The organism is Pseudomonas mucidolens (genome assembly GCF_900106045.1).
In the GTDB taxonomy this organism is placed as follows: domain Bacteria; phylum Pseudomonadota; class Gammaproteobacteria; order Pseudomonadales; family Pseudomonadaceae; genus Aquipseudomonas; species Aquipseudomonas mucidolens.
On the sequence record NZ_LT629802.1, the window covers coordinates 1950103 to 1973949 of the forward strand.

A 23847-nucleotide genomic window follows, 5' to 3' on the forward strand; every position below is an offset into this window, starting at 1 on the left:
TCAGCCGCGATACTGCCCCGGCGTGGCTGCCAGGTGCTGCTTGAACGCACGCTGGAAATGCGCCTGGTCGGCAAAGCCCGCCGCCAGGGCCACCTCGGCGATCAACCGGCCGCTGCGCAGCAGGGCACGGGCGAATTGGATGCGCTGGTTGACCAGAAACGCATGGGGCGTCATCCCGTAGGAGTGTTTGAACGCGCGGATCAAGTACGACGGCGACAGCTGGGCTGCCTGGCAGATATCTTCGAGTTTCAGCACTTCGGTGCAGTGTTCGCGGATGTACTCGGCGGCGCGCTCCAGCTTGTGGTTGACCTCCCGTAGCGGATTGGCCGCCGGGTTCAGGCGCAGTTGCACCTCACTGAAAAAACTCACGACTGCGCTCTGTTTGTGCAGGTGCTCCGTGTGCTCGTCCACGAGAACCTGATAGAGCTCCAGCAAGCCGTTAAACAGCACGGGATCATCGGTGTGGGTGGTGCCGAAGCGACGAAAATCCAGTGTGTCGGCAAAACCCAGTTGGTGCTGCAAGTCGGTCAGCCACGGCGTATCGATGTACAGCATGTGATACGACCAAGGCTGGTCATCGACAGGATTGCAGGCATGCACATCGCCGGGATTCATCAGCACCACGGTGCCGGCGCGGATCTGGAAAGTGTCTGCGCCATGAATGTACAGGCTCTGCCCGGCGGTAATCGCGCCGATTGAAAAATGCTCATGGGCGTGCCGTGTGTAGCAGACCTTGCGTCCGTCGGCGATGCTGCGCGCCTCAATGAACGGCAAGCTGGCATCCCGCCAGAAACGCGGTGCGGCCGGGTCCGATGGCGTCTCCCGGGTCAATTGACGTGCGGCTTTAAAAACGCCGCCTCCAGCAACTGTTGGGTGTACGCATGCCGGGGTTCGGCAAAGATCGCCTGTGCATCCCCTTGTTCCACCACCTGACCTTGCTTGACCACCATCAACTGATGACTCAGCGCCTTGACCACCGCCAGGTCGTGGCTGATGAACAGGTAGGTCAGGTTGTACTTCGCTTGCAGATTACGCAGCAGTTCGACCACCTGGCGCTGCACCGTGCGGTCCAGGGCTGAAGTGGGCTCGTCCAGGAGAATCAGGCGCGGCTTGAGCACCAGCGCACGGGCAATGGCGATACGCTGGCGTTGACCGCCGGAAAATTCATGGGGATAACGGTGGCGGGTTTCCGGGTCCAGCCCGACTTCCTTGAGCGCGACGATAATCGCGGCTTCCTGTTCGGCGGCAGAGCCCATCTTGTGAATCCGCAAACCTTCGCCCACGATCTCGCTGACACACATGCGCGGGCTCAGGCTGCCGAAGGGGTCCTGAAACACCACCTGCATTTCGCGACGCAACGGACGCACCTGCTGCTGGCTCAGGCGATCGAGTTGCTGCCCCTCGAAACGAATCCCACCCTGGCTGCCGATCAACCGCAAGATCGCCAAGCCCAAGGTGGATTTGCCGGAGCCACTTTCGCCGACAATGCCCAGGGTCTGGCCTTGGGGCAGGCTGAAGTTGATACCGTCCACCGCCTTGACGTGATCGACGGTGCGGCGCAAGAAGCCTTTCTTGATCGGGAACCAGACCTTCAGGTCGTCGACTTCCAGCAGCGGCGGGCCGACGACATTGGCCGCCGGGCCGCCGCTGGGTTCGGCGGCCAGCAGTTCCTGGGTGTAGGGGTGCCGGGGCGCACGGAACAGCTCCTCACAAGCAGCTTGCTCGACAATTGCGCCGCACTGCATCACGCACACACGGTGAGCGATACGCCGCACCAGATTCAAGTCATGACTGATCAACAGCATCGCCATGCCCAACCGTGACTGCAGTTCCTTGAGCAACTCAAGGATTTTCAACTGCACGGTCACATCCAGGGCCGTGGTCGGTTCGTCAGCGATCAACAGTTCCGGTTCGTTGGCCAGCGCCATGGCGATCATCACGCGCTGGCGCTGGCCGCCGGACAGTTCATGGGGCAGGGCCTTGAGGCGCTTGTGCGGTTCGGGAATGCCTACCAGATCCAGCAATTCCAGCGTGCGATGGGTAGCGGCCTTGCCCGTCAGGCCCTTGTGCAGGCCGAGGACTTCGTTGATCTGCTTTTCGATGCAATGCAGCGGGTTCAGCGAGGTCATCGGCTCCTGGAAAATCATCGCAATACGATTCCCGCGAATATGCCGCAGGTGTTTTTCCTTGAGGGTCAGCAAATCCTGCCCCGCGTACTGGATCGTGCCGGTAGGGTGGCGCGCCAACGGGTAGGGCAGCAGGCGCAGGATCGAATGGGCGGTCACCGATTTGCCGGAGCCGCTTTCACCCACCAGGGCCAGGGTTTCACCGCGCTTGATATCAAAATTGATGTGCTCCACCACCCGCTGATGCTGGTTGCCGGTGACGAACTCGACACTGAGGTCGCGGACTTCGATCAGATTGTCCTGATTCATCTCATTTCCTCGGGTCGAAGGCGTCGCGTGCGGATTCGCCGATAAACACCAGCAAGCTCAACATGATCGCCAATACGGCAAAGGCGCTGATACCCAGCCAGGGCGCCTGCAAGTTGGATTTACCCTGGGCCACCAGTTCGCCGAGGGATGGCGAGCCGGCGGGCAGGCCAAAGCCAAGGAAGTCCAAGGCGGTCAAGGTGCCAATGGCGCCGGTCAGAATGAATGGCATGAACGTCATGGTCGAGACCATGGCGTTGGGCAGGATATGGCGGAACATGATCGCGCCATTCTGCATGCCCAGCGCCCGGGCGGCCCGCACGTATTCCAGATTGCGTCCGCGCAGGAACTCGGCGCGCACCACATCCACCAGGCTCATCCAGGAGAACAGCAGCATGATCCCCAGCAGCCACCAAAAATTCGGCTGCACGAAGCTGGCGAGAATGATCAGCAAATACAGCACCGGCAAGCCGGACCATATCTCCAGAAAGCGCTGGCCTGCCAGGTCGACCCAGCCGCCATAAAAACCCTGCAATGCGCCGGCCGCGACGCCGATGATCGAACTCAGCACGGTCAGCGTCAGCGCAAACAGCACCGAAATGCGAAAGCCATAAATCACCCGCGCCAGGACATCCCGCGCCTGGTCATCGGTGCCCAGCAGGTTTTCCGCCGAAGGTGGGGCCGGGGCCGGGACTTTCAGATCGTAGTTGATGCTCTGGTAGCTGAACGGGATAGGCGCCCATAGTGTCCAGGCATCCTTGGCCTTGAGCAGTTCACGGATGTACGGGCTTTTGTAGTTGGCTTCCAGGGGAAACTCGCCGCCGAAGGTGGTTTCCGGATAACGCTTGAGCGCCGGGAAGTACCATTCGCCGTCATAATGCACGGCCAGAGGTTTGTCGTTGGCAATCAGCTCGGCACCCAGGCTCAGCCCGAACAGGACCAGGAACAGCCATAGCGACCACCAGCCACGCTTGTTGGCCTTGAAACGCTCGAAACGACGGCGATTGAGGGGGGACAGATTCATCTCAATGCTCCCGGCTTTCAAAGTCGATGCGTGGATCTACCAGGGTGTAGGTGAGGTCTCCGATCAGTTTCACCACCAAGCCGAGCAAGGTGAAGATAAACAGGGTGCCGAACACTACCGGGTAGTCGCGATTGATCGCTGCTTCGAAGCTCATCAGGCCAAGGCCATCCAGGGAAAAGATCACTTCCACCAGCAGCGAGCCGGTGAAAAAGATACCGATAAACGCTGAAGGGAAACCGGCAATCACCAACAACATGGCATTGCGAAACACGTGGCCGTACAGCACGCGGTGGTTAGTCAGGCCCTTGGCCTTAGCGGTGATCACGTATTGCTTGTTGATTTCGTCGAGAAAGCTGTTTTTGGTCAGCAACGTCATGGTCGCGAAGTTACCGATCACCAAGGCGGTGACGGGCAGGGCCAAGTGCCAGAAGTAGTCGAGGATTTTCCCGGCGGTGCTCAGCTCGTCGAAATTGTTCGAGGTCAGGCCGCGCAGCGGGAACCAGTCAAAGTAGCTGCCGCCGGCAAACACCACGATCAACAGAATCGCAAACAGAAACGCCGGAATCGCATAGCCGACGATAATCGCCGAACTGGTCCATACATCGAAGTGGCTGCCATGCCGCGTGGCTTTGGCGATCCCCAACGGAATCGACACCAGGTACATGATCAGGGTGCTCCATAACCCGAGGGAAATGGACACCGGCATCTTTTCCTTGATCAGGTCGATGACCTTGGCGTCGCGGAAGAAGCTTTCACCAAAATCCAACTGTGCGTAGTTTTTGATCATGATCCACAAGCGTTCCGGCGCCGATTTGTCGAAGCCGTACATTTTTTCGATTTCCTTGACCAGCGCCGGGTCCAGGCCCTGGGCGCCACGGTAGCTGGAACCGGCCACCGAGACTTCCGCGCCGCCACCGGCAATGCGACTGGTGGCGCCTTCAAAACCTTCCAGCTTGGCGATCATCTGCTCCACCGGACCGCCGGGCGCGGCCTGGATAATCAAAAAGTTGATCAGCAGGATGCCCAGCAACGTCGGGATGATCAGCAACAATCGGCGAAAAATATAGGCCAGCATCTCAGTCGCCTCCGCTCGCCGGATCGGCCGTGGTGTCTGTTTCCAGGGGCACGGCCGCGGCCTTGTCGGGTTTGATCCACCAAGTGGCGACGCCTACGTCATAGCGCGGTGACACGTTCGGGTGACCGAGATGATCCCAATAGGCCACGCGATAGGTCTTGATGTGCCAGTTGGGGATCACGTAGTAGCCGAACTGCAGCACACGGTCCAGGGCTTTGGCGTGGGCCACCAGGCTTTTGCGTGAGTCGGCGTCGATCAACTCTTCCACCAATTGGTCGATGGCCGGGTCCTTGAGGCCGATGTAGTTGCGGCTGCCGGGATTGTCAGCGCTGGAGGATTTCCAGAACTCACGTTGCTCGTTGCCGGGCGAGGACGACTGCGGAAAGCTGCCGACCAGCATGTCGAAATCACGCGAGCGCAGGCGATTGACGTACTGCGAGACATCGACCCGGCGAATCTCCAGATCGATACCGAGGTCGGCCAGGTTGCGCTTGAATGGTAGGAGGATGCGTTCGAACTCGGTCTGGGCCAACAGAAACTCAATGCTCAGCGGTTTGCCGCTGGCATCGACCATCTTGTCTTCGACAATGCGCCAGCCGGCTTCCTGCAGCAATTGATAGGCTTCGCGCTGTTGCGCGCGGATCATGCCGCTGGCGTCGGTCTTCGGCGGTTCGAAGGCTTCAGTGAAAACGGCAGGCGGGATGTTGTCGCGCAGCGGTTCGAGAATCGCCAGCTCGTCAGGCCCGGGCAGGCCGGTAGCGGCCATGTCCGAGTTTTCGAAATAACTGCGGGTTCGGGTGTAGGCGCCGCTGAACAGTTGCTTGTTGGTCCATTCAAAGTCCATCAGCAGGCTGATGGCCTTGCGTACCCGCACGTCCTGGAACATCGGTTTGCGGATATTGAACACAAAACCCTGCATCCCGGTGGGATTGCCGTTGGGAATTTCTTCCTTGATCAGGCGACCTTCGGCCACAGCCGGGACGTTGTAGGCATTGGCCCAGTTTTTCGCGCTGATCTCCTGCCAGAAATCGAACTGACCGGCCTTCAGCGCCTCGAGGGCGACAGTGTTATCGCGGTAATAATCGGTAATCCGGTAATCGAAGTTGTACAGCCCTTTGTTGATCGGCAAATCCTTGCCCCAGTAGTCTTTGACCCGTTCATAACGAATCGACCTGCCTGGCTTGACCTCCGCCACTGTGTACGGGCCGCTGCCCAGCGGGATCTCCAGGCTGCCCTTGGCGAAATCGCGTTCGGCCCACCAATGTTTTGGCAGCACTGGCAACTGGCCGAGGATTAGCGGCAACTCGCGGTTAGTGGTGGTTTTGAACTTGAACAACACCCGCAAAGGGTCCTCGGCCACCACCTCATCGACGTCGGCATAGTAGGTGCGGAAGATCGGCGAGCCGTACTTGATCAGGGTCTGGAAGGTGAACACCACGTCTTCGGCGTGTACCGGATGGCCGTCATTGAAGCGCGCTTCGGGTCGCAGGTAGAAGCGCACCCAGCTGTTATCCGGGGCCTTTTCGATCTTGCCGGCGATCAGGCCATATTCGGTGATGGGTTCGTCCAGGCCTTGCTGGGCCAGGGTATCGTAGATCAGGCCGATGTTATCGGCTGGCACGCCCTTGCTGATAAACGGATTGAGGCTGTCAAAGCCGCCCATGGCCGATTCGCGAAAGGTGCCACCCTTGGGGGCATCGGGGTTTACATAGTCGACGTGTTTGAAGTTCGCGGGGTACTTGGGCGGTTCGTCATAGAGGGTCAAGGCATGCTGCGGGGCGGCGTTGGCGGCTGCACAAAAAAACAGGCCGCTGATAATCACAGTACGCAAAGGCTTCATTGGGTTTTCTCCGAAGCTTTCAGCCACCATGCGCGCAGACCCAGGCTGTAGGGCGGCGTGGTGACGAAGGCGAACCGATTGCGGTACGCCAGGCGATGATAGTTGATGTACCAATTGGGAATGCTGTAGTGCTGCCAGAGCAGGACCCGATCCAGCGCCCGACCGGCGGCGACCTGCTCGTCACGGGTCTGGGCGGCGAGTAACTGTTCCAGCAGGTGATCGACCACCGGATTGGCGATGCCCGCGTAATTCTTGCTGCCCTTGATCCCGACCTGGCTGGAATGAAAGTACTGCCACTGTTCAAGACCAGGGCTCAACGTCTGGTTGAGGGTCATGAGGATCATGTCGAAGTCGAATTGATCGAGGCGCTGTTTGTACTGGGCGCGATCAACGGTACGTAGATGGGCGTCGATGCCGATGCTCGCGAGGTTTTCGACATAAGGTTGCAGGATGCGCTCCAGATTCGGATTGACCAGGAGAATCTCGAAGCGCAACGGTTGCCCCTCGCGGTTGAGCAGGCGTTGGCCGGAGAGCTTCCAGCCGCCCTCGGCCAGCAAGCCGAGCGCGCGACGCATGGTTTCCCGGGGAATGCCGCGCCCGTCGGTCTGCGGCAAGCTGAAGGCCTGGGTAAAAAGCTCGGCCGGCAGTTGCGCTCGATAGGGCGAGAGTTTCAGCCATTCATGGCCGACCGGGAGTCCGCTGGCTGAGAATTCACTGTTGGGGTAATAGCTTAAGCTGCGCTTGTAAGTGCCGCTGAAGAGGGTGCGGTTGGTCCACTCGAAATCGAACATCAGCCCCAGGGCTTCACGAACCTTGGTCTGGCTGAAGGTGGCGCGCCGGCTGTTCATGAACAGGCCTTGGCTCTGGGTCGGAATCTGGTGAGGGATCTGCGCCTTGATCACGTCACCCCGGTTAACCGCCGGGAAGTTATAGCTATTGGCCCAGTTCTTGGCCTGGTGCTCGATGTAGATATCGAACTCGCCAGCCTTGAACGCCTCGAAGGCCACGGCGCTGTCGCGATAAAACTCGACCTCGACCTTGTTGAAATTGTAGAAGCCCCGGTTGACCGCGAGGTCTTTGCCCCAGTAATTCCTCACCCGTTCAAACACCAACTCGCGGCCCGGCTGGACCTTGCTGATGCGGTACGGCCCGCTGCCCAACGGTGGTTCGAAGGTGGTGGCTTTGAAATCGCGGTTCTTCCAGTAGTGCTGGGGCAGCACCGGCAATTCTCCGAGGCGCAGTATCAGCAACGGATTACCGGCACGTTTGAACACAAAGCGGATGCGCTGGCGATTGAGGATGTCGACCCGCGCCACCTCTTGCAGGTTGGTGCGGTATTGCGGATGGCCTTCGGTCAGCAAGGTGCGATAGGAAAACGCCACGTCATAGGCGGTGATGGGTTTTCCGTCATGGAAGCGGGCTTCTGGACGCAGGTTAAACACCACCCAGCTGCGATCCTCGCTGTATTCCACGGATTGCGCGATCAGACCATAGCTGGAAGTCGGTTCATCGCCGGAGGGCGCATATTGACCGGTGCCGACCATCAGCGGCTCGTTGAGCTCGTTGACCCCGTATTGCAGGAAGTTGGCGCTGGCGACCGGGCTTGAGCCTTTGAAGGTATAGGGGTTGAGGGTATCGAATGTGCCAAAGGCCATTACCCGCAAAGTACCGCCTTTTGGCGCTGCGGGGTTTACCCACTCGAAGTGGGTGAATTTGGCCGGGTACTTGAGCGTGCCAAACTGTGCATAACCGTGGCTTTCGGTAATGCTCGCGTTCGCGGAAAAGCTCAAGGCCAGGCTTATTAGTAGAAGGAGGGGACGCTTCAAGTCAGAGATCCGATCCAGGCGGCTTGGGCTTTATGGACGGTACAGTAACAGCTTGTTCCGGCTGGAAAAAGACTCTTGAAAGCGATGGCAAACCTACAAAGCTTGTGGCGAGGGGGCAAGCCCTAATGCCGTTCAGTTAAGGTTTTTGTAGGAGCGAGCTTGCTCGCGAAGAACTCATAGGCGCCGCGTTCATTCAGGAAGCAAGCGTTATGGTTGACGTTTTTCGCGAGCAAGCTCGCTCCTACTCTTAACTGAACGTCCTCGCCACAGACGAGCACTGTGCGACAAAAAGCTCAGGTGCAGCGATTACCGCGGCCCGGAAACCACGAGCATTTGTCCCGGCTTCAAGGCTTGGCTGGTGCGTGGATTCCAGCGTTTGAGATGTTGCATCTTAACGTTGAAGCGCTTGGCCACGAGGTACAGCGAGTCACCTTTCTTGACCTTGTACTGCTGCGGCTTCTTGCGCGCAGCCCTGCGGGTATCCTGCATTACCAGCGTCTGGCCGACTTTCAGCGACTGGCCGTTGAGCTTGTTCCAGCGTTGCAGGTCATGCACCTTGACCCTGTTGGCCTTGGCGATCAGGGTCAGGTTGTCGCCGCTTTTGACCTTGTAGATGCGCGAACGTCCAGCCACAGCATTATGTTCAACCTCGTCGAACACCGGTTTTTTCGGGCGCAGGCTCAACAATTCTTCGCTGTTCATCGACGACAGGCTGCTGGCCAGCAATTGCGCCTTGGAGGTTGGCACCAGCAAGTGCTGAGGGCCGTCCAGGGTGGTGCGTTGTTTGAACGCCGGATTAAGCTGGAATAACTCGTCTTCGTCGATTTGCACCAGCGCCGCGACCCGCGACAGGTCCATGCTTTGCTTGACTTCAACCATTTTGAAATAGGGTTGGTTGGCAATCGGGTTCAGGTTGATACCGTAAGCTTCTGGAGCCAGCACTACCTGGGACAGTGCCAGGAACTTGGGCACATAGTCACGGGTTTCCTGTGGCAGGGGCAGGTTCCAGTAATCTGTCGGCAGGCCGAGCTTTTCATTGCGTTCGATCGCGCGGCTGACCGTGCCTTCGCCGGCATTATAAGCCGCCAGCGCCAACAGCCAGTCGCCGTTGAACATGTCATGCAGACGTGTCAGATAGTCCAGGGCGGCGGTGGTGGAGGCGGTGATATCGCGTCGGCCGTCGTAGGCCCGGGTCTGGCGCAAGTTGAAGTAGCGCCCCGTGGAGGGAATGAATTGCCACAACCCGACGGCATCGCTGCGCGAGTAAGCCAGTGGGTTGTAGGCGCTTTCAATGACTGGCAGCAGCGCCAGCTCCAGCGGCATGTTGCGCTCTTCAAGGCGTTCAACGATGTAATGAATATAGAGACTGCCACGTTCGCCGGCGTTCTCCAGGAAAGACGGGTTACTGGCAAACCACAGGCGCTGCTGTTCAATGCGCGGGTTAACGCCGACATCACCTTGTAACTGGAAACCCTGGCGCATGCGTTCCCAGACATCCTGGGGCACCTGGGGGCTTGGCTTCTCTGATAGCCAAAGGGGTTTTTGCTTGATCTTGGCAGTAAAGCTGGGTTTGGGTTGCACGGTGGATTGTGCAGCGAAATGAGTCGTTTGGCAGCCCGCCAGAGTTGCGGAGACAGCCACCGCAATGGCTTGAGCCAGGCGGGTCAATGCGTCTGAATGATTGGACTTACGAATAGATGACGACATTGGCTGGAAGTTAGTTCCGGGCAAAAATGTCGGGCGATTCTAGAAAGCACGTAGGTCGAGGTCAACCATTCAGAAAATCTGTATCAGGAGCGCGCTTCTTAGAACGTATCTTTCCAAGACCGCAAGCTAGCAAAAACCGCGCTTGCCGAGCGATTGTCGCGGTCACTCCATTCGTCCGCTTTTTGTTTAACGGATGTTTCAGCAGTGCGCAAAAAAGGGTTTGTAAGTTTTTCCAGGGCCAGCGTCGAAGGCAAGGTCATCTTGCTGTCGGCTCTGAGTTGACTGACTTTTGCCACCCGCTCGGCAATATCGCGATTGCCGGGTTCCACGGCCTGGGCAAATCTCAAGTTACTTTGTGTGTACTCGTGGGTGCAGTAAACCAGGGTGTCCTCGGGCAAGGCGGCGAGGCGCTCGAGAGAGGTGTACATTTGTTCTGGCGTGCCTTCGAACAAGCGCCCGCAACCGGCGGCGAACAGGGTGTCGCCACAGAACAGCAAGCCATGATGGTAGTAGGCGATATGCCCAAGGGTATGACCGGGCACCGCGAGCACGTCAAACTCCCATCCCAGTACCTGCACGCGGTCATTGTCCTTCAAGGCGTTATCACGGCCGGGGATCTTTTCATTCGCCGGACCGTGGACGGTGGCGTGGCATGTATCCTTGAGTTGTTGCACCCCCCCGACATGGTCATGGTGGTGATGAGTGATCAAGATATCACTGAGGGACCAGCCCGGGTGCTGTTCCAGCCAAGCCAGCACCGGCGCGGCGTCACCGGGGTCGACCACCGCACAACGATGGCTGCGGTGGTCCTGTAACAACCAGATGTAGTTATCGGTGAAGGCGGGCAGGGCACTGATCTGTATCATTCTTCTATTCGCCAAGCGGAACACATTGGTGCATCTTAGAACGTCTTGGCGTGTTTGGAGAATGCAATGACTGATAAAGCGTTCGCCCAGGCCGATCCTGAGTGGCTAGCCCTGATCGGTGCGGCCCGCGATTGGCTGAATGGGCCGATCGGACAATTTTTGCTGGAGGAAGAGCGGCGCATGCTCGAGGATGAGCTGGGGCGCTTCTTTGGCGGTTATCTCGTGCATTATGGCCCTTCGGCTCAAACACCGCCGCCTGCGCCCCAGGTACAGCGCAACGTACGCCTGGGGGCGCCGTTGCCGGGCGTGGAGATTGTCTGTGAGGAACAGGCCTGGCCGTTGAGCGAGCACGCTGCCGATGTGGTGGTGCTGCAGCACGGTCTGGATTTCTGCCTTTCCCCCCACGGTCTGTTGCGGGAAGCGGCCAGCAGCGTGCGCCCTGGTGGCCATTTGCTGATTATCGGCATCAATCCCTGGAGTACATGGGGCCTGCGGCATGTCTTTGCCCATGACGGATTGAACCGGGCTCGCTGCATCTCGCCATCGAGGGTCGGCGACTGGTTGAACCTGCTGGGCTTCGCACTGGAGAAACGCCGCTTCGGGTGCTATCGTCCGCCGCTCGCGTCGAGCAAGTGGCAGGGCCGCCTGGCAGGTTGGGAACGCAAGGCCGGTGCCTGGCAGTTATCCGGGGGCGGTTTCTATTTGCTGGTGGCCCGCAAGATCGTGGTCGGGCTGCGGCCAGTCCGTCAGGTGCGACGTGAAACGATGAGCAAGCTGGTGCCGATGCCGTTGGCCAAGGTCAATCGTCGGTCTTGCGAGCCATAAAACACTCTTTAAGCATTCAGGCCGGACTTCGCGGCCTCGGGTTGCGCTGGCCAATTGTCGGCAGCCCGCTTTGATGGATAACGCAATGACCGATAGCGTAGAACTCTTCACCGATGGCGCCTGTAAAGGTAATCCGGGCCCCGGCGGCTGGGGCGCCTTGTTGGTATGCAAGGGCGTGGAGAAGGAACTGTGGGGTGGCGAAGCCAACACGACGAACAATCGCATGGAGTTGATGGGCGCGATTCGCGGCCTGGAGGAACTCAAGCGTCGTTGCGACGTGTTGCTGGTGACTGACTCCCAGTACGTCATGAAAGGCATCAATGAATGGATGGTCAACTGGAAAAAGCGCGGCTGGAAAACCGCAGCCAAGGAACCGGTGAAGAATGCCGACCTGTGGCAGTTGCTCGACGAGCAATGTAATCGCCATAACATCACCTGGAAATGGGTGCGTGGGCATATCGGCCATCCCGGCAACGAACGGGCCGACCAGTTGGCCAATCGGGGCGTGGATGAAGTGCGTGGCTACAAGCAGAGCTGAGCTGGACCGCGCGGTCCCGGTCCTGGAAGCGACGTGTTAATATTGCGCCCCTTGAAATACACCACACCGTTGAGAGCTGAACCCTGATGGCCATCCGATCTGTTGTACTCGATACCGAAACCACCGGCATGCCGGTGACCGATGGCCACCGGATCATTGAAATTGGTTGTGTCGAACTGATAGGGCGCCGTCTGACCGGTCGCCATTTTCACGTGTACCTGCAACCGGACCGCGAAAGTGACGAGGGCGCCATCGGCGTCCACGGCATCACCAACGAATTCCTGGTGGGTAAACCGCGTTTCGCTGAAGTCGCCGATGAGTTTTTTGCGTTTATCGAAGGCGCGCAGCTGATCATTCATAACGCCGCGTTCGACGTTGGCTTCATCAACAATGAATTCGCCTTGATGGGGCAGTCGGACCGGGCTGATATCACCCGTCACTGCACCATCCTCGATACCTTGATGATGGCGCGTGAGCGGCACCCGGGCCAGCGCAACAGCCTCGACGCCTTGTGCAAGCGTTATGGCGTTGACAACTCTGGTCGTGAATTGCACGGCGCCTTGCTCGACTCCGAGATCCTGGCCGACGTTTACCTGACCATGACGGGCGGCCAGACCAGCCTGTCGCTGGCGGGTAACGCTTCGGATGGCAACGGCTCTGCGGAAGGCTCGGGGAATCGACCTTCGGAAATCCGCCGCCTGCCGGCAGACCGCATACCCACGACCATCATCCGGGCCAGCGAGCAGGACATGGCCGAGCATGCCGCGCGTCTTGAGGCCATCGCCAAGTCGGCAGGCGCCCCGGCGCTGTGGAGCCAATTGGCCGAGTAGGCGGCATCGGCCTCCCGCGGCGTCAATCTTCATTCGCGACAACTGCCCCGAGCTTCTACCCTGAGTACATCGCCCTCAGGACACGTGGCTCCCATGTATAAAGACCTGAAGTTTCCCATCCTTATCGTGCATCGCGACATCAAGGCGGACACCGTTGCCGGTGATCGAGTCAGGGGCATTGCCCGGGAGTTGGAACAAGAGGGCTTCAGTGTATTTTCCGCCGTGGACTATGCCGAAGGCCGCCTGGTGGCTTCTACGCATCATGGCTTGGCCTGCATGCTGATCGCCGCCGAAGGCGCCGGCGAAAACACCCATCTGCTGCAAAACATGGTCGAACTGATTCGCTTGGCGCGGGTGCGTGCACCGAACCTGCCGATCTTCGCCCTTGGCGAACAAGTCACGCTGGAAAACGCTCCGGCGGATGCCATGAGCGAACTTAATCAACTGCGCGGCATTCTCTATTTGTTCGAAGACACTGTGCCGTTTCTGGCCAGGCAGGTGGCGCGCGCTGCCCGAACCTACCTGGATGGTCTGTTGCCGCCATTTTTCAAGGCGCTGGTGCAACACACCGCCGATTCCAATTACTCCTGGCACACACCGGGTCACGGCGGCGGCGTCGCCTACCGTAAAAGCCCTGTAGGGCAGGCGTTTCACCAGTTTTTTGGGGAAAATACCCTGCGTTCGGATTTATCGGTGTCGGTACCTGAACTGGGATCGCTGCTGGATCACACCGGGCCTTTGGCTGACGCTGAGGCGCGCGCGGCACGCAACTTCGGAGCGGATCACACCTTTTTCGTGATTAACGGCACCTCGACCGCCAACAAGATTGTCTGGCATTCAATGGTCGGGCGCGACGATCTGGTACTGGTAGACCGCAACTGCCACAAGTCGGTTTTGCACTCGATCATCATGACCGGCGCCATTCCGTTGTATCTGTGCCCTGAGCGCAATGAACTCGGAATCATCGGTCCGATTCCACTGACCGAATTCAGTCGCGAATCGATTCGCGCGAAAATCGATGCCAGCCCGTTGACCCGTGGCCGCGTGCCCAAGGTCAAGCTGGCGGTGGTCACCAACTCCACCTACGACGGCCTGTGCTACAACGCCGAACTGATCAAACAGCAATTGGGTGACAGCGTCGAGGTGCTGCACTTTGACGAAGCCTGGTATGCCTACGCGGCCTTCCATGAGTTTTTTGCAGGACGCTACGGCATGGGCACTTCGCGCAGCGTTGACAGCCCACTGGTGTTTACTACGCATTCCACGCACAAACTGCTGGCGGCCTTCAGTCAGGCCTCGATGATCCATGTCCAGGACGGCGGTGCCCGGCAACTGGATCGCGACCGCTTCAATGAAGCATTCATGATGCATATCTCGACCTCCCCGCAGTACAGCATCATCGCCTCCCTGGATGTGGCGTCAGCGATGATGGAGGGCCCGGCGGGGCGCTCGTTGCTGCAGGAAATGTTCGATGAAGCCTTGAGTTTTCGGCGCGCCCTGGCCAATTTGCGTCAGCATATCGGCGCTGACGACTGGTGGTTCTCCATCTGGCAACCGCCTTCAGTGGCGGGAATCGACCGCGTCGCTACCGACGACTGGTTATTGCAACCCGAAGCCGACTGGCATGGTTTTGGCGATGTGGCCGAAGATTATGTGTTGCTCGACCCGATCAAGGTGACGCTGGTGATGCCCGGCCTGACGGCGGGCGGGGCCTTGAGTGACTGCGGAATTCCTGCGGCGGTGGTCAGCAAGTTTCTGTGGGAGCGTGGGTTGGTGGTGGAAAAAACCGGCCTGTATTCGTTCCTCGTGCTGTTTTCCATGGGCATCACCAAGGGCAAGTGGAGTACCCTGCTCACCGAATTACTGGAGTTCAAGCGAAGTCATGACGCCAACGCAAGTCTGGCCAGTTGTCTGCCTTCGGTGTTTCAACAAAGCCCGGCGCGCTATCAGGGGTTGGGATTACAAGACCTGTGCAACCAGTTGCACGGATGTTATCGCAGTAACGCCACGGCCAAGCACCTCAAGCGCATGTACACCGTTTTGCCTGAGGTTGCGATGAAGCCCGCCGATGCCTACGACCAGTTGGTGCGCGGCGAAGTCGAAGCGGTCTCTATCGACGCCTTGCAGGGGCGTATCGCCGCCGTGATGCTGGTGCCTTATCCACCAGGCATTCCGCTGATCATGCCCGGGGAACGTTTTACCGAGTCGACACGATCGATCATCGACTACCTGGCATTCGCCAGGGAGTTCGATAGCAGTTTCCCCGGTTTTGTTGCCGATGTTCATGGGCTGCAACACGAAGACGGCGGCAAGGGTCGTTGTTACACCGTTGATTGCATCAAGCGTTAAGGATAGTTATGCAAGCTGTCATGAATCCGAAGTACCCGGGGCTCAGTGTGCGAGTCGCTGATGAGGGATTTGACGCCTACGTATGGGGCAACGATTTCAGCTTTGAAGTCAGTGTCTACGGCGCGCCCGAGTTGGGCAGGAGTGTCGATCAGTGGGCTGTGGAACAGGTCCCGGCGTATCGCAAGTGCTACGGCATTGATCCGGAGGAATTCGCCAGCTATCGCGATGCGGCCGACAGTGCGGTATTCATGGCCTATCTGGATGATCGCGCCGTCGGGCATATTGTGGTCAGCACCAATTGGAACGGTTTTGCCCATGTCGACGAGCTGGCGGTGGTCGTGCCGGCACGAAGGCATGGCGTGGCCAAGGCATTGTTGGACGTCGCACAGTTCTGGAGCCGCAAGAAAAACCTGCCGGGCATGATGCTGGAAACCCAGAACAACAACCTTGGCGCTTGTCGCCTGTATGAGCGTTGCGGTTATGTGCTGGGCGGGATCGACCACCTGCGATATCGCGGGATCGACCCACAGACCTCGGAAGTGGCGATTTTCTGGTACCGGCTATTCAAATCAGAGCTGGAGCGGACCTGATGTATTCAAGAAACCGTCGCCGCCAGTAAACCTTCGGCTTTCTGCGTGATGATTTCCAGCAACGCATTCAGCGCTGCGGGGGCGGTGCTGCCCTTGAGCGTCAGCGCATACAGATTCACCATGACCGGAGGGGACAATGGACACGTATCCAATCCGGATTCCCGGCCGCCGCTGGCGGTGAACGGATCGACTATCGCCAGACCTTCTCCGGCCTCGACCATGCTGCGCATCATCTGGTAGGTCTGCACCCGAGTCTGAACCACCGGTGGCGGACGCAGTGCCTGCAGTTTGCTCGCCAGTAGCAGGCTCAGCGGGTCCTGGTCTTCCAGGCCGATCATTGACTGGCCGGCCAGCTCTTGCAGCGCACTGTATTTCTGGCGTGGCTTGAGCCAGCCGTGAGGCGCGAGCAATTGCAACTTGCCCTGTGCCAGTACGGTGCTACTGATTTGCGGATGCTCGGGATCATGCAGACTGAGGCCAAGGTCGGCTTCGCCGAGCAGCAGGCTCTTCACAATATCGCGGGTCGCCTGGCTAGACAGATTGCAGGGTGTGTCCTGGAACCGGCGTCGCAGCGCAGCAATGCTTTGCGGCAGCAATTGATTGGCCAACGGGGGAATGCACAGCGTGCGTAGCGGCGGGGCGTGGTGGTTTTTCAGGCTGCTGGCCAAGCGTTGTACCGGTTCCAGGGCTTCGTAGAGCGGGGCAATCGCGCTTTGCAGTTCCAGCGCCTCACGAGTGGCCTGGAGCCTGCCCCGGACGCTGGCAAACAGCATGAAACCCAACTGTCGCTCGGCGTCCTTCAGAGTGGCATCGACATCGGACACGGTCAGTTGCAACCATTCGGCAGCGGTGCCGAGGCGGCCGGTCTGCAAAATGGCCTGAATCACTTCGATATGACGTAAACGCATGCGTGAAGTCCATGTCCAGCAGGTGAGGAGTTCAAGGCTTGAATCCTAACCTAAGTCCGTCCACATGACTTCTGCCGGGTGCATTAGCTTAAGACGCGAGCGTAGTTTCTGGCTCGCGAACGATGATAGTGCCCGATTGAATCAGTTTGAACTCATCGCCTTGCAGTTTTTCCACACGGTCGCCAATGGCCAGCTTGTAGGTGGTGGTGAGTGCCGAGCCAGCCAAACCATCATGCTGCGGGTCGGATTCCTGGAATTCATGCACGGAGTAAACGCGACCTTCCGCGTCTCGGGCATGGAATTGTCCAACAAGTACTGCTGCCATCTGTTTAGAACCTCTGGAGATAAACACCGATTTGCGGTTCTGTAGACCGTCATTGAGCGGGGTAGTTTACCTGTATGAAAAAAATACTATTCGTTTACTTTTTCAAAGGGTTCCTGCGTCGGGTTTTGCCAGAAAAACGCCTGCGCGAGTGTCGAGCGCGCTGGTGATCGTGGGGCGAAGTCTTTATAACTACACGCTCCTTTAGTCAGAAATCGGGAACAACCAATGAGCAAGGTCTACGAGATTGCCGTACTGGTCGGCAGCTTGAGAAAAGAGTCGATCAACCGCAAGGTCGCCCTGGCATTGGCGGCATTGGCACCTTCGAACCTCAACCTGAAGATTGTCGAGATTGGCGAGTTGCCGATGTATAACGAAGACATCGACGGCCAAACGCCACCTGCCGCCTACCGTACATTCCGCCAACAACTGAGTGCAGCCGACGCGGTATTGTTCGTCACCCCCGAATACAACCGCTCCGTCCCGGCGGCTTTGAAGAATGCCATCGATGTCGGTTCTCGCCCTTACGGCCAGAGCGCCTGGAGCGGCAAACCGGGTGCAATTATCAGCGTATCACCCGGCGCCGTCGGCGGTTTTGGTGCCAATCACCATTTGCGCCAGTCGTTGGTGTTTCTTAATGTCGCCTGCATGCAGCAACCCGAAGCCTATCTAGGCGGCGCGGGTAATGTGTTTGACGAGGCCGGCAACGTCTCGGACAAAACCAAACCGTTCCTGCAGGCGTTTATCGACGCTTATGGCCAGTGGGTGGAAAAGCAACAGGGCTGACACCCCAGCCACCGGTAGACACGCGCGTCTACCGGTGGCTGCAGTCGGCTATCTGAACCCGCTATCTGAACCAGTTGGTCCGTGCCAGCTCGATCACTTCGTCGCCACGGCCGCTCATCACCGCTTTGAGCATATACAGGCTGAACCCCTTGGCCTGTTCCAGCTTGATGCTTGGCGGCATGGCCAGTTCCTGGGTCGCAGTCACCACATCCACCAATACCGGGCCATCATGCGCCAGGGCGCGACGTAGAGCCGGTTCCAGGTCTTCGGATTGTTCAACGCGTATCCCGAGAATGCCCATGGCGTTGGACATCGCGGCAAAATCCGGGTTTTTCAGTTCGGTACCGGTATCCAGGTAGCCGGCAGCCTTCATCTCCATGGCCACGAAACCCAGCGAAGCGTTGTCGTAGACGATGACTTTTACCGGCAGCTGCAATTGCGCCAGGGAAATGAAATCCCCCATCAACATGCTGAAACCACCGTCCCCCGATAACGCTATGACCTGGCGCCCCGCAAAGGCCGCCTGGGCGCCAATGGCCTGGGGCATGGCGTTGGCCATGGAGCCGTGATTGAAGGAGCCGATCAACCGCCGCTTGCCATTCATGCGCAGATAGCGCGCGGCCCACACGGTGGGCGACCCGACATCGGCGGTAAAGATGGCATCTTCGTCCGCCAGCTCACTGAGCAAGCGGGTCACATATTGCGGATGAATCGGGCGGTCCGCCTTGGACGGTTGCGCCAGGTCGTCCAGGCCTTGCCGGGCTTTCTCGTAATGCTTGAGGGAGGACTCCAGAAAGCTGCGATCGCGGTTGCGCGACAGGCGCGGCAACAAGGCTTGAAGGGTCTCGCGAACGTCGGCGGCGATTCCCAGGTCCAGCGTAACGCGACGCCCGAGGGCCTGCGGATTACGGTCAACCTGAATGATTTTTGCGTCAGAAGGGTAGAACTGCCGATAGGGAAAGTCAGTGCCCAGCATGATCAGGGTGTCGCAGTTGAGCATGGCATGATAGCCCGAACTGAAACCGATCAGGCCAGTCATGCCGACGTCGAACGGGTTGTCCCATTCCACATGCTCCTTGCCGCGCAAGGCATGCACCACGGGCGCACCCAAGGCATCGGCGAGGGCGACCACTTCGTCGTGGGCGCCGGCGCAACCGCTGCCGCATAGCAGCGTGACCGCTTTACTCTGTTCAAGGAGTTCGGTCAGGCGTTCGAGGTCCTGTGTGGCGGGCAGGGTTCTCGGGGCCAACAGGCGCGGCCATGGTTTAAACGTGTCTTCCACTTCCAGCAACGAAATATCGCCCGGAATCACCACGACCGCCACGCCGCGGCTGAGAATGGCTGCGCGCATGGCGCGGTGCAGCACATGGGGCATTTGTTCGGGATTACTCACCAACTCGACAAAATGACTGCATTCCTTGAACAACTCCTGGGGATGAGTTTCCTGGAAGTAGTTCAGGCCGATTTCCGAAGATGGGATCTGCGCGGCAATCGCCAGTACCGGAACATGGTTGCGGTGGCAATCGAACAAACCGTTGATCAAGTGCAGATTGCCCGGTCCACAACTGCCAGCGCACACCGTCAGCTCGCCAGTGGCCGCCGCTTCGGCGCCCGCGGCAAAGGCCGCGACCTCCTCATGGCGCACGTGCATCCACTCGATACTGTCCATGGTGCGCAGGGCGTCGGTGAGGCCGTTGAGGCTGTCGCCGGTCAGGCCCCAGATGCGCTTGATGCCCGCTTGCTCAAGGGTGGTGGCCAGTTGTTGGGCCAGGGTGATTTTCGCCATGAAGAACTCCAATCGTCAGTGAGTGCAAAAGCTGCTGATCAACAGAGGACAGTTCCAGGGCGGTAATGACTCAGGTTTTACACGTGAAAATTATTTCAGACCAAAAAAAGCCCTGAAATCCGCTTTTCCAGAGATCAGGGCTTTTGTGCGGTCAGGGCTTAGCGGCGACGAAACAGCGGCAGCGGCTCGTCCGTTGCAGCCTGGTACCTCACCGAGAAGTCCTTGAGGCTTTCCAGTGCTTCGTACGGGTCTTTGTCCGCACGCAGGGCGAAGGCATCGAACCCGCAGCGGCGCAGGTAGAACAGTTGGTCACGCAGCACATCACCAACGGCCCGCAATTCACCTTTGTAGGCATAACGGTCGCGCAGCAAGCGCGCGTTGGAGTAGTTGCGCCCATCGGTAAAGGCCGGAAAATTTAATGCGATGACTTGGAAGTGTTGCACGTCGGCACCGATTTCCTCGGCTTCTTCGTCGGCGTCGAGCCACACTCCCAGGCCGCCGTCGCGGGCCTTGAGGGCATGGCCGTGTTCACGCCACAGCGACAACGGCACGATCAGGTCGTCGCAGTTGGAGATGCCATCGAACGTCGCGTCCTTGGGCAGCAGGTGCCAGGTTTCGTCGACCACTTCGTTGTTCTTAATGATTCGCTGCATAGACGCGCTCCTTGAACAGGTCAATGCCGATGCGCTGGTAGGTATCGATGAAGCGCTCATCTTCGGTGCGTTGCTCGACATACACGTCGATCAACTTGCCGATTACCTCGGGCATGGCTTCCTGGGCGAAAGATGGGCCGAGGATCTTGCCCAGGCTCGCATCGCGGCTGGCGCTGCCGCCCAGGGATACTTGATAGAATTCTTCGCCTTTCTTGTCCACCCCGAGGATGCCGATATGGCCGACGTGGTGGTGACCACAGGCGTTCATGCAGCCGGAGATGTTGAGGTCCAGCTCGCCGATGTCGAACAGGTAGTCCAGGTCGTCGAAACGGCGCTGGATCGACTCGGCGATCGGGATCGACTTGGCATTGGCCAGGGAGCAGAAATCGCCGCCCGGGCAGCAGATAATGTCGGTCAGCAGACCAATGTTCGGCGTCGCGAAACCACCTTCGCGCAATTCACCCCACAGCGTGAACAACTGGCTCTGCTCAACGTCAGCCAGGATGATGTTCTGCTCGTGGGAGGTGCGCAGTTGACCGAAGCTGTAGCGCTCGGCCAGGTCGGCCACGGCGTCCAGTTGCTTGTCGGTGATATCGCCCGGAGCCACGCCGGTGGGCTTCAGCGACAAGGTCACCGCCACATAACCCGGTTGCTTGTGGGCGAGCGTGTTGCGTGCACGCCAGCGAGCGAAGCCCGGGTGCTGTTGGTCAAGTTCGGCGAATTCGGCGTCCAGATTGCTCAGGGCCTTGTATTGCGGATCGACGAAGTGCTTGGCTACGCGGTGCACCTCGGATTCAGTCAAAGTGGTCTGGCCGCCACGCAGATGCACCATTTCGGCGTCGACTTTCTGGGCAAATACCTCAGGCGTCAGCGCTTTTACGAGGATCTTGATCCGCGCCTTGTGCTTGTTGTCACGACGGCCATAGCGGTTGTAGACCCGCAGGATCGCGTCGAGGTAGCTCAACAGGTCCTGCCAGGGCAGAAACTCGTTGATGAACGCGCCGACCACTGGCGTACGGCCCAGGCCGCCACCTACCAGCACCCGGAAGCCCAGTTCGCCAGCGGCGTTGTAGACCGGCTCCAGGCCGATGTCGTGGACTTCGATGGCGGCGCGGTCGGAGGTCGAGCCATTGATGGCGATCTTGAACTTGCGCGGCAGGTAGGCGAACTCAGGGTGGAAAGTGGTCCATTGACGGACGATTTCACACCAGGGACGCGGATCGATCAGTTCGTCGGCGGCGACACCGGCGAACTGGTCGGTGGTCACGTTGCGCAGGCAGTTACCGCTGGTCTGAATTGCGTGCATCTGCACGGTAGCCAATTGCGCCAGGATGTCCGGCACGTCCTCGAGTGCCGGCCAGTTGAACTGGACGTTCTGGCGGGTACTGATATGGGCGTAGCCTTTGTCGAAGTCGCGGGCAATTTTGGCCATCATTCGCGCCTGACGCGAAGTCAGTTGGCCGTAAGGCACGGCAACCCGCAGCATCGGCGCAAAGCGCTGAACATAAAGGCCATTTTGCAGGCGCAGAGGGCGGAACTCTTCCTCGCTCAGCTCGCCTGCCAGATAGCGTCGGGTCTGATCACGGAACTGCTTGACGCGGTCCTCGATGATGCGCTGATCGTATTCGTCGTATACGTACATATAGGTCCTGTTCTCGGCAAATCTGCGCGCACGGCCGCGCACTCCCAACGGGAGCCGGCGCACGATACCAGTTTGCGTTTATGCGCAAAAGTGATGTTTGAGTATATGTAAAGAACCAAATCGACTAATGAGGCGAATTATCGACATCCCCACATTTGTCATAAGGGCAATCATGAACTTTACTGTCGTCGAGTCTTAATGCAATCACCGATAAAACCGACAAGAGGCGATGCGATGAGCAATCCAACCAAAGTCCGTAAAAACGACAGTAGCGTGGACGCTTGGGCGATTCTTTTCCTGATTATCCTGGTGGTTTCAACCGCCGTGTTTTGGGTCAGTCATCAATAAAAGCGCCGACGGGCCCTCGATTGTTCGACATATAGCAAATAGCCAAGGGTAAAAGGCTTATTGCCATTACACTGGTCGGCCAATTTCGAGGTTCGGGCTACAATGTTCAAGGTTTTTTGCGGGTGCCTTTGCTGGTTGGGGATGACGTTCGGGTCAATGGCCCACGCCACTTCAGTCGTCTTTCTCAACCCAGGCACGTCCACTGAAACCTTCTGGGTCACGTATGCGCAATTCATGCAGGCCGCGGCCAAGGACCTCGACCTGGATTTGCGCGTGCGCTATTCCGAGCGCGATCCGCAAAACACCCTCCGACAGGCGCGCGAGGCTCTCCAGGGGCCGCAACGCCCGGATTATCTGGTGTTGGTCAACGAGCAATATGTCGCGCCGCAGATCATGCGCTTGTCGCACAACAGTGGTGTCAAGCTGTTGATCGTCAATAACGCCCTGACGCGTGATCAGGTGCAACTGTTGAATGCCGGCAAATACCCCGACTGGCTGGGCAGCATCACCGCCGATGATGAAGAGGCGGGCTACCTGATGCTTAAGGAATTACTCAGTCTGCGTGGCCCGGCACAGCCAGGTGAACGGGTTGACTTGCTGGCGTTCTCCGGGGCTAAAAACACGCCTGCCGCGCAACTGCGCGAGCAGGGTTTGCATCGTGCCTTGCGAGAGCATCCTGAAGTGTATCTACGCCAACTGGTCCACGGCGAATGGACGCGCGAACGGGCGTTCGAGCAAGCCACCCAGCTGTTCAAGCGCTACCCGCGAACGACACTGGTCTGGTCGGCCAATGATGAAATGGCCCTGGGTGCCATGCAGGCGCTACGTGGCAGCGGGCGCGTGCCCGGCAGGGAGGTCTTGTTCAGTGCCGTCAACAGCTCGCCCGAGGCTCTTCAAGCGCGCCTCGACGGGCGGATCAGCGCGTTGGTGGCTGGGCATTTCACTGTCGGGGGCTGGGCGATGGTGCTGCTGCATGATGAGGCCAGGGGTGTGGATATCGAACAGCACGGCGGGCGCGAACGGCGGGTAAAGTTGCACCGGTTGATTGACCCACGAGACGCACAGCGTTTGCTCGACATGCGCGCCCAAGAGGGCGATGGCGTCAACTTTCGCGCTCTTTCAGCCGTCGGCCAGCCCGCCACTTATCAATATCCCTTCAGCTTGCAGCTGCTGCTGGACTAGGCGCGGCTAGATCCCGGCCAGGTGCAATACCAGCTTGACGATGCCGAACAGGGTCAGGGCGAAAACAGCGGTAAACAGGATGCCCAGCATTAAAAAGTGGCTGGGCTTACCGTGGGTAAAGTCCCTGGCACGATTTTTCCCGCTTTGCACGCCAAACGCGGCGGCCATCACACTGTGGAGCATCTGCCAGAACGTCGGCGGCTTGTTGTCGACTGGATCGTTCATATATCTCCCCATTACAAGGTGTGTGAGGAGAGCATAGCCAATTTCCTTGCTCCTGATGTTTTTGAGGGCGCCGTGTAGGAGCGAGCTTGCTCG

General features: G+C 58.8%; 21 protein-coding genes. 7 read left to right on the plus strand and 14 right to left on the minus strand.

Features of this window, described 5'->3' with window-relative positions:
- From BLU75_RS09240 to gloB, 8 genes are all read right to left on the minus strand, one after another.
- Complete coding sequence (locus tag BLU75_RS09240) at nt 1-831, minus strand: AraC family transcriptional regulator (protein WP_084380839.1); 831 nt, start codon at nt 829-831, stop codon at nt 1-3.
- Entirely contained in the window at nt 828-2435 is a 1608-nt protein-coding gene (locus BLU75_RS09245) for an ABC transporter ATP-binding protein (protein ID WP_084380840.1), read from the minus strand. The genes BLU75_RS09240 and BLU75_RS09245 overlap by 4 nt, the downstream gene beginning before the upstream one ends.
- Before the next feature lies 1 nt (nt 2436).
- A complete protein-coding gene (locus BLU75_RS09250) occupies nt 2437-3456 on the minus strand; it encodes an ABC transporter permease (RefSeq protein ID WP_084380841.1) in 1020 nt (339 codons plus the stop codon).
- A gap of 1 nt (nt 3457) precedes the next feature.
- Complete coding sequence (locus BLU75_RS09255) at nt 3458-4531, minus strand: microcin C ABC transporter permease YejB (RefSeq protein WP_084380842.1); 1074 nt, start codon at nt 4529-4531, stop codon at nt 3458-3460.
- Nucleotide 4532: 1 nt separating this feature from the next.
- A complete protein-coding gene (locus BLU75_RS09260) occupies nt 4533-6371 on the minus strand; it encodes an extracellular solute-binding protein (protein WP_084380843.1) in 1839 nt (612 codons plus the stop codon).
- Nucleotides 6368-8197: an extracellular solute-binding protein gene (locus BLU75_RS09265; RefSeq protein ID WP_084380844.1), complete on the minus strand. Its 1830-nt coding sequence runs from the start codon at nt 8195-8197 to the stop codon at nt 6368-6370. Before BLU75_RS09265 ends, BLU75_RS09260 begins: the two co-directional genes overlap by 4 nt.
- Before the next feature lie 306 nt (nt 8198-8503).
- The gene (locus BLU75_RS09270; RefSeq protein ID WP_084380845.1) at nt 8504-9904 is read right to left on the minus strand and encodes a lytic transglycosylase domain-containing protein; all 1401 of its coding nucleotides are present in this window, start codon (nt 9902-9904) and stop codon (nt 8504-8506) included.
- Nucleotides 9905-10002: 98 nt separating this feature from the next.
- Nucleotides 10003-10770 (minus strand): hydroxyacylglutathione hydrolase, encoded by a 768-nt coding sequence (gene gloB, locus BLU75_RS09275; RefSeq protein ID WP_084380846.1) that lies wholly within the window; start codon nt 10768-10770, stop codon nt 10003-10005.
- Between the two features lie 66 nt (nt 10771-10836).
- Here gloB and BLU75_RS09280 point away from each other — a divergent pair, with 66 nt between their 5' ends.
- From BLU75_RS09280 to BLU75_RS09300, 5 genes are all read left to right on the plus strand, one after another.
- Complete coding sequence (locus BLU75_RS09280; protein WP_084380847.1) at nt 10837-11595, plus strand: class I SAM-dependent methyltransferase; 759 nt, start codon at nt 10837-10839, stop codon at nt 11593-11595.
- A gap of 85 nt (nt 11596-11680) precedes the next feature.
- Nucleotides 11681-12133 carry a ribonuclease HI gene (gene rnhA / locus BLU75_RS09285; RefSeq protein WP_029291380.1) on the plus strand — a complete coding sequence of 151 codons (453 nt, stop codon included), beginning with the start codon at nt 11681-11683 and terminating at the stop codon, nt 12131-12133.
- Between the two features lie 92 nt (nt 12134-12225).
- Complete coding sequence (dnaQ, locus tag BLU75_RS09290) at nt 12226-12963, plus strand: DNA polymerase III subunit epsilon (protein ID WP_165447435.1); 738 nt, start codon at nt 12226-12228, stop codon at nt 12961-12963.
- A gap of 93 nt (nt 12964-13056) precedes the next feature.
- Entirely contained in the window at nt 13057-15312 is a 2256-nt protein-coding gene (locus BLU75_RS09295) for an Orn/Lys/Arg family decarboxylase (protein WP_084380849.1), read from the plus strand.
- Nucleotides 15313-15320: 8 nt separating this feature from the next.
- On the plus strand, nt 15321-15902 hold the full coding sequence (locus BLU75_RS09300; RefSeq protein WP_084380850.1) for a GNAT family N-acetyltransferase: 582 nt from the start codon (nt 15321-15323) through the stop codon (nt 15900-15902).
- Nucleotides 15903-15907: 5 nt separating this feature from the next.
- Here the strand turns inward: BLU75_RS09300 and BLU75_RS09305 are convergent, their stop codons facing one another.
- Both BLU75_RS09305 and BLU75_RS09310 read right to left on the minus strand, forming a co-directional pair.
- On the minus strand, nt 15908-16810 hold the full coding sequence (locus BLU75_RS09305) for a LysR substrate-binding domain-containing protein (protein WP_084380851.1): 903 nt from the start codon (nt 16808-16810) through the stop codon (nt 15908-15910).
- Nucleotides 16811-16898: 88 nt separating this feature from the next.
- Nucleotides 16899-17135 carry a hypothetical protein gene (locus BLU75_RS09310; RefSeq protein WP_084380852.1) on the minus strand — a complete coding sequence of 79 codons (237 nt, stop codon included), beginning with the start codon at nt 17133-17135 and terminating at the stop codon, nt 16899-16901.
- A gap of 225 nt (nt 17136-17360) precedes the next feature.
- Here BLU75_RS09310 and BLU75_RS09315 point away from each other — a divergent pair, with 225 nt between their 5' ends.
- Complete coding sequence (locus BLU75_RS09315; RefSeq protein ID WP_084380853.1) at nt 17361-17918, plus strand: NADPH-dependent FMN reductase; 558 nt, start codon at nt 17361-17363, stop codon at nt 17916-17918.
- Between the two features lie 61 nt (nt 17919-17979).
- Here the strand turns inward: BLU75_RS09315 and poxB are convergent, their stop codons facing one another.
- The 3 genes from poxB to BLU75_RS09330 form a co-directional block, all read right to left on the minus strand.
- Complete coding sequence (poxB, locus tag BLU75_RS09320) at nt 17980-19704, minus strand: ubiquinone-dependent pyruvate dehydrogenase (RefSeq protein ID WP_084380854.1); 1725 nt, start codon at nt 19702-19704, stop codon at nt 17980-17982.
- Nucleotides 19705-19862: 158 nt separating this feature from the next.
- Nucleotides 19863-20357 (minus strand): DUF934 domain-containing protein, encoded by a 495-nt coding sequence (locus BLU75_RS09325; protein ID WP_084380855.1) that lies wholly within the window; start codon nt 20355-20357, stop codon nt 19863-19865.
- Entirely contained in the window at nt 20341-21999 is a 1659-nt protein-coding gene (locus BLU75_RS09330) for a nitrite/sulfite reductase (RefSeq protein WP_090221429.1), read from the minus strand. The genes BLU75_RS09325 and BLU75_RS09330 overlap by 17 nt, the downstream gene beginning before the upstream one ends.
- Nucleotides 22000-22449: 450 nt before the next feature.
- On the opposite strand from BLU75_RS09330, the gene BLU75_RS09335 reads away from it, so the two are divergent.
- On the plus strand, nt 22450-23529 hold the full coding sequence (locus BLU75_RS09335; protein WP_084380857.1) for an ABC transporter substrate-binding protein: 1080 nt from the start codon (nt 22450-22452) through the stop codon (nt 23527-23529).
- Nucleotides 23530-23535: 6 nt separating this feature from the next.
- Here BLU75_RS09335 and BLU75_RS09340 read toward each other — a convergent pair whose 3' ends face one another.
- A complete protein-coding gene (locus BLU75_RS09340) occupies nt 23536-23754 on the minus strand; it encodes a DUF2970 domain-containing protein (protein WP_084380858.1) in 219 nt (72 codons plus the stop codon).
- Between the last annotated feature and the right edge of the window lie 93 nt (nt 23755-23847).